This is a genomic window from Shewanella sp. 4t3-1-2LB, assembly GCF_017368415.1.
GTDB classification, from domain to species: Bacteria; Pseudomonadota; Gammaproteobacteria; order Enterobacterales; family Shewanellaceae; genus Shewanella; species Shewanella fodinae.
In genome coordinates this window covers 1-4,710 of sequence record NZ_JAFNJD010000085.1, presented here as the reverse complement: position 1 = coordinate 4,710, position 4,710 = coordinate 1, and the positions used below count along the sequence as shown (strand labels likewise).

Here is a 4,710-nt window from a genome sequence, read left to right as displayed (position 1 = left end):
TGTTACAATTATCTAAAATACGACAGTATGTAATCGTGTTAGCTTAAAGCTTTAGGGTCATTTTAAGCAGGAAGGAACTATGCTGCGCATCCAATCTTTAAGCAAAACCTACAGCAACGGTGTTAAAGCCCTAGACAATGTCACACTGGACATTCCCAAAGGGATGTTTGGCCTGCTGGGCCCCAATGGCGCGGGGAAATCCTCCTTGATGCGCACTATTGCAGCGCTACAGCCCGCCGACAGTGGTAGTGTCTTTTTCGATGATATTGATGTCCTGCATGAGCCGCAGCGGCTGCGACAAACACTCGGATATCTGCCACAAGACTTTAATGTTTATCCGCGTATCAGCGCCTGGGATTTACTGGAACATCTGGCACTGCTTAAAGGTATCAATCATAAAGCCGAGCGCCGGGAAGTGGTTGCAGGCTTGCTGGCGCATACCAATCTGTATCAACATCGAAATAAAGCCGTGAGTGGTTTTTCCGGTGGTATGCGGCAGCGTTTCGGAATTGCTCAAGCCTTGCTCGGCGATCCTAAACTGCTGATTGTGGATGAGCCCACCGCGGGGCTGGATCCAGAAGAGAGGAACCGCTTTCATAATCTGTTGGTGAGCCTTGGTGAAGATAAAGTGGTGATCCTGTCGACCCATATTGTCGATGATGTCTCGGAGCTATGTGCCAACATGGCGGTGTTGGCTGGGGGGCAGATCCTGCTGCAAGGGGAGCCTCATCAATTGCTGGAATCGTTGCAGAACCGTATATGGACCAGAACTGTGACCCAGGCCGAAGCAGCTGAGCTGGAACAACATCTGCAAGTTATCTCTAAACGGTTACACGGTGGCCGCACCGTACTCAATGTACTGGCCGAGCAAGCGCCTGCAGGTTTTGCGGCGGCTACTCCCGGGTTGGAAGATCTGTATTTCTCAACACTGCATCGTCATCGCAGTGCTGATAAAGCCGCCTGAGGAGGTACATATGTTGCTCGCTCTGTTACGCTTTGAGTGGCGCTATTACCTGCGTCAGCCTTCTTTCTATGTGGTAGCTCTGCTACTGTTTTTTGTCAGCTTCTTTGCGGTTGTTTCAGAAAATGTTCGTATTGGCGGCGGTGGCGAGGTACTGAAAAACAGCCCGTTTGCCATATCCCAGACACTGCTGATCATGGGCATTATTGGGATGTTCGCGGTAGTGAATTTCGTCGGCTCTACCGCCGTGCGCAATCAACAGTATCAGATGGAGGAGATCCTCTACAGTAAACCGCTACGGCCGTTGGCATATCATCTTGGACGCTTTATCGGCAGTTATCTGGTGGTATTGGCCGTCTTCGCCTTTGTGCCATTGGCTATGTGGCTCGGCAGTTATATGCCGTGGGTTGATGTCAGCCGTTTTGGCCCAAACCATTTGCAGTACTATCTGGTGCCGTTTTTGACCTTATCCATGCCGACGCTGTTGCTGCTATCGGCACTGTTTTATGCCATGGCTAGCCGTTTTCGCTCGTTGATGGGGCTGTATCTGACGGCGGTTATCTTGTTTGTGCTGTACAACCTCAGCGGTGAAATGGCCAGCCAACCACAGTATCGCAACATCGCGGCGATTCTTGATCCCTTCGGCTTGCGCGCTTTTTCTGATGTCGCCCGATATTGGACCATGAGTGAAAAAAACACGCTAGTAGCCGGATTACATGGTGTATTGCTGTTAAACCGAGTGCTATGGCTGGTGGTGGCGCTGGCGTTGTTGTTGCTAAGCGGAATTTGGCGCTATCCGCAGTTGGCGCAGAAAAAAGAGCGCAAATCCAAAAAGATGGATACCGTCCCCACACTACAACCTTTGGCGCAATTGCTGCGGCCTACCGCACCTTCGGCGCTATTACAGTTCAATACTCGCGTTAAATTTGAGATCCGTCAGGTATTGCTCAGTGCTTCTTTCATGGTGCTAGGCGCGATTACGATATTTACGCTCGGTAGCCAACTGCTGGGTGACTATGGCTGGTACGGCACCTCGGACTGGCCAGTCACCCAGATTATGGTGGATAACATTACCGGCGCAACCAGTATGCTAATGGTGTTGGTGCTCATTTATTACAGTGCTGAAATTGTCTGGCGTGAGCGCAGCTCTGGTATGGGCGATATTATCGACGCGCTGCCGGTGCCTAACTTGGTATTTTGGGGCTCTAAACTGTTGTCCACTTTGCTGGTAATGGTGTTGCTGTACGTGTTGGCAACCGCCACCACCATCGTATTCCAGCTACTTAAAGGACAGTACACGCTGGAATTGGCGCAATATGCTATCCGTCTTGGCTATTTCAACCTGCTGCCGCTGTTTTTGTCGGTAATCTTAGCGTTTTTCCTGCAAGTGGTGAGCCCTAATAAATACGCGGGAATGGGGCTGTTTATTGCTTATTTTATGACAACCCTGGTGATGGCAAATTGGGGGCTAGGACATTCACTGTATAACTTCGCGCTGTCACCTTTTATGCGCTATTCCGACATGAATGGTTATGGCTGGAGCCTTAAAACTCACACCCTGTACATGATTTACTGGGGCGCATTTAGCCTGATCCTGTTTGTGGTGGGATATGGGTTATATCATCGTGGCCCGCAGCAAAGTCTGCGTTATCGATTGGTCATGTTGGGCCGACAACTGGGAACCACGGGTAAACTGACTATCGCTACGGCGGCGGTGCTGTTTGTGTTAACGGGCAGCTATCTTTTTTATCAGACCAAAGTCGTCAACGATTACATTACCTCGGAAACGCAGATGGATCTGCAGGCCGACTATGAAAAACACTATAAACAATATGAATCAATGCCAATGCTAACAACTACGGCAGTGAATGCGGCAATTGATATTTTCCCTGAGCAACGGATGATCAAAGCCGATGTGTCGGTACACTGGCAGAATCGTTCTGGTGCGGAAATCTCCCGTATTCTGATAAATCTGCCCTCACACACTAAAGCGACCGATCTGCAAATTGATATTCCAGGTGCCACACTGGGCCAGTTTGATGATAAATACCGGGTCGCCTGGTTAACATTTGCTAAGCCGGTGGGTCCCGCCAGTACTATCGATGGTCATATTCGACTGCTGCGTAAAACGGTGGGGATTGAAGAAAGCGACTTCGATTACGAAGTGGTGCATAACGGTACCTTTATCAATAACTGGAGTCTGCTGCCACGTTTTGGTTACAACGCCGGTTATGAGCTAGATGACCGTCATGAGCGTGAAAAACGCGGGCTACAAGATAGACCGCGAGCACATAAACTGGAAGACAGCCGTTTTTATACCCAGAACTTCTTTGGTGTTGATGGCGGTTTTATCGATTTTCAGGCAACGGTCTCTACCTCCGCCGACCAGGTTGCAATAGTGCCAGGATATCTGCAAAAAGAGTGGCAAGAAGACGGTCGCCGTTACTTCCATTATCAGATGGATAATCCAATGGTGAATTTCTACTCGATTCTGTCAGGGCACTATGCACTGAAAAAACAGGATTACAAAGGGATTGCCATTGAAGTCTATTATCATCCGGCTCATGGGTGGAATGTAGATCGAATGATGGAAGCCGTGCGTGATGCTATCGATTATTACAGCCAGGCATTTGGCCCGTATCAGCATCGGCAACTGCGGATTATTGAGTTTCCGGGGTACCGCTCTTTTGCTCAGAGTTTTGCCAACACCGTGCCTTATTCCGAAAAAATTGGGTTTGTTACCGATTTGCGCGATAAGGAAAAAATTGACCCAGTGTATTATGTGACCGCCCACGAAGTGGCCCATCAATGGTGGGGACATCAACTAGGGGCTGCCGATGTACAGGGCAGTGCGGTATTGTCCGAAAGTCTGTCGCAGTACTCGGCACTGATGGTGCTGCAGCATAAATATGGCGCAGAGATCCTGCGTAAATTCCTCAAATATGAGCTGGATCGATACCTGCGTGGTCGTTCTGCCGAGCAGAAAGAGGAATTGCCGCTGTTGCGCACAGAAGGGCAGGATTACATCCATTACCAGAAAGGCTCGGTGATTATGATGGCGCTGGAAGATCACCTAGGTGAGCAGCATCTTAATGACAATCTGAAGGCATTTTTGGAGCGCTATCGCTATCGTAATGATCCTTATCCGACCACGCTGGATCTGCTGACATATCTGAAACGTGATACCACAGCAGAGCAGTCACAGTTCATCGATGAATCTTTCCGCGATATCACCTTGTATGATCTGCGCTTAACCAAGGCCACTGTTGCGCCGTTGGATAATGGTAAGTTTAAGGTGATTATGGATATTTTTGCTCAACGTAAAGTGGCTGACGGGCAGGGTAAAGAGACCGAAAATCCGCTGAATGAAGCGATTGATATTGGTGCCTTCAGTGCTAATCCAGACAAACTGCAAACTCCGCAACAGGTGTTGCTGTTACAGAAATATCCACTGCACAGTGGTGAAAATCATCTGGAGGTTGTGCTCGATAGCAAGCCAGCGTATGTGGGCGTTGATCCCTATGTGAAGCTGGTGGATCGCGATGCGGCAGATAATATTTACAAGCTCTAACTGCTGAGTGTGGTTACACGTTAAATCCCGGTAACTCAACGGTTACTGGGATTTTTATTGTCAGCCCAAAACCACCTACTTCAGTAGGTGGTTATCATTCATGAAAGGGCTTTGCCCGTATATCTACTCATGCTAAATGCTTCCTCGATTTTTAGCGAAGTCAAAGAGGCAAATAACA

General features: G+C 48.9%; 2 protein-coding genes. Both read left to right on the top strand.

Annotated elements, in window-relative coordinates; translation table 11 throughout:
* Window positions 1-79 precede the first annotated feature (79 nt).
* Window positions 80-964: an ABC transporter ATP-binding protein gene (locus J3L11_RS18510; protein ID WP_207571943.1), complete on the top strand. Its 885-nt coding sequence runs from the start codon at window positions 80-82 to the stop codon at window positions 962-964.
* Between the two features lie 10 nt (window positions 965-974).
* The gene (locus J3L11_RS18505; protein ID WP_207571942.1) at window positions 975-4,532 is read left to right on the top strand and encodes a M1 family aminopeptidase; all 3,558 of its coding nucleotides are present in this window, start codon (window positions 975-977) and stop codon (window positions 4,530-4,532) included.
* Window positions 4,533-4,710: the final 178 nt, after the last annotated feature.

Coding starts and splice junctions, on each gene's coding strand:
- J3L11_RS18510 (WP_207571943.1), top strand. CDS start 80: ATGCTGCGCATCCAATCTTTAAGCAAAACCTACAGCAACGGTGTTAAA.
- J3L11_RS18505 (WP_207571942.1), top strand. CDS start 975: ATGTTGCTCGCTCTGTTACGCTTTGAGTGGCGCTATTACCTGCGTCAG.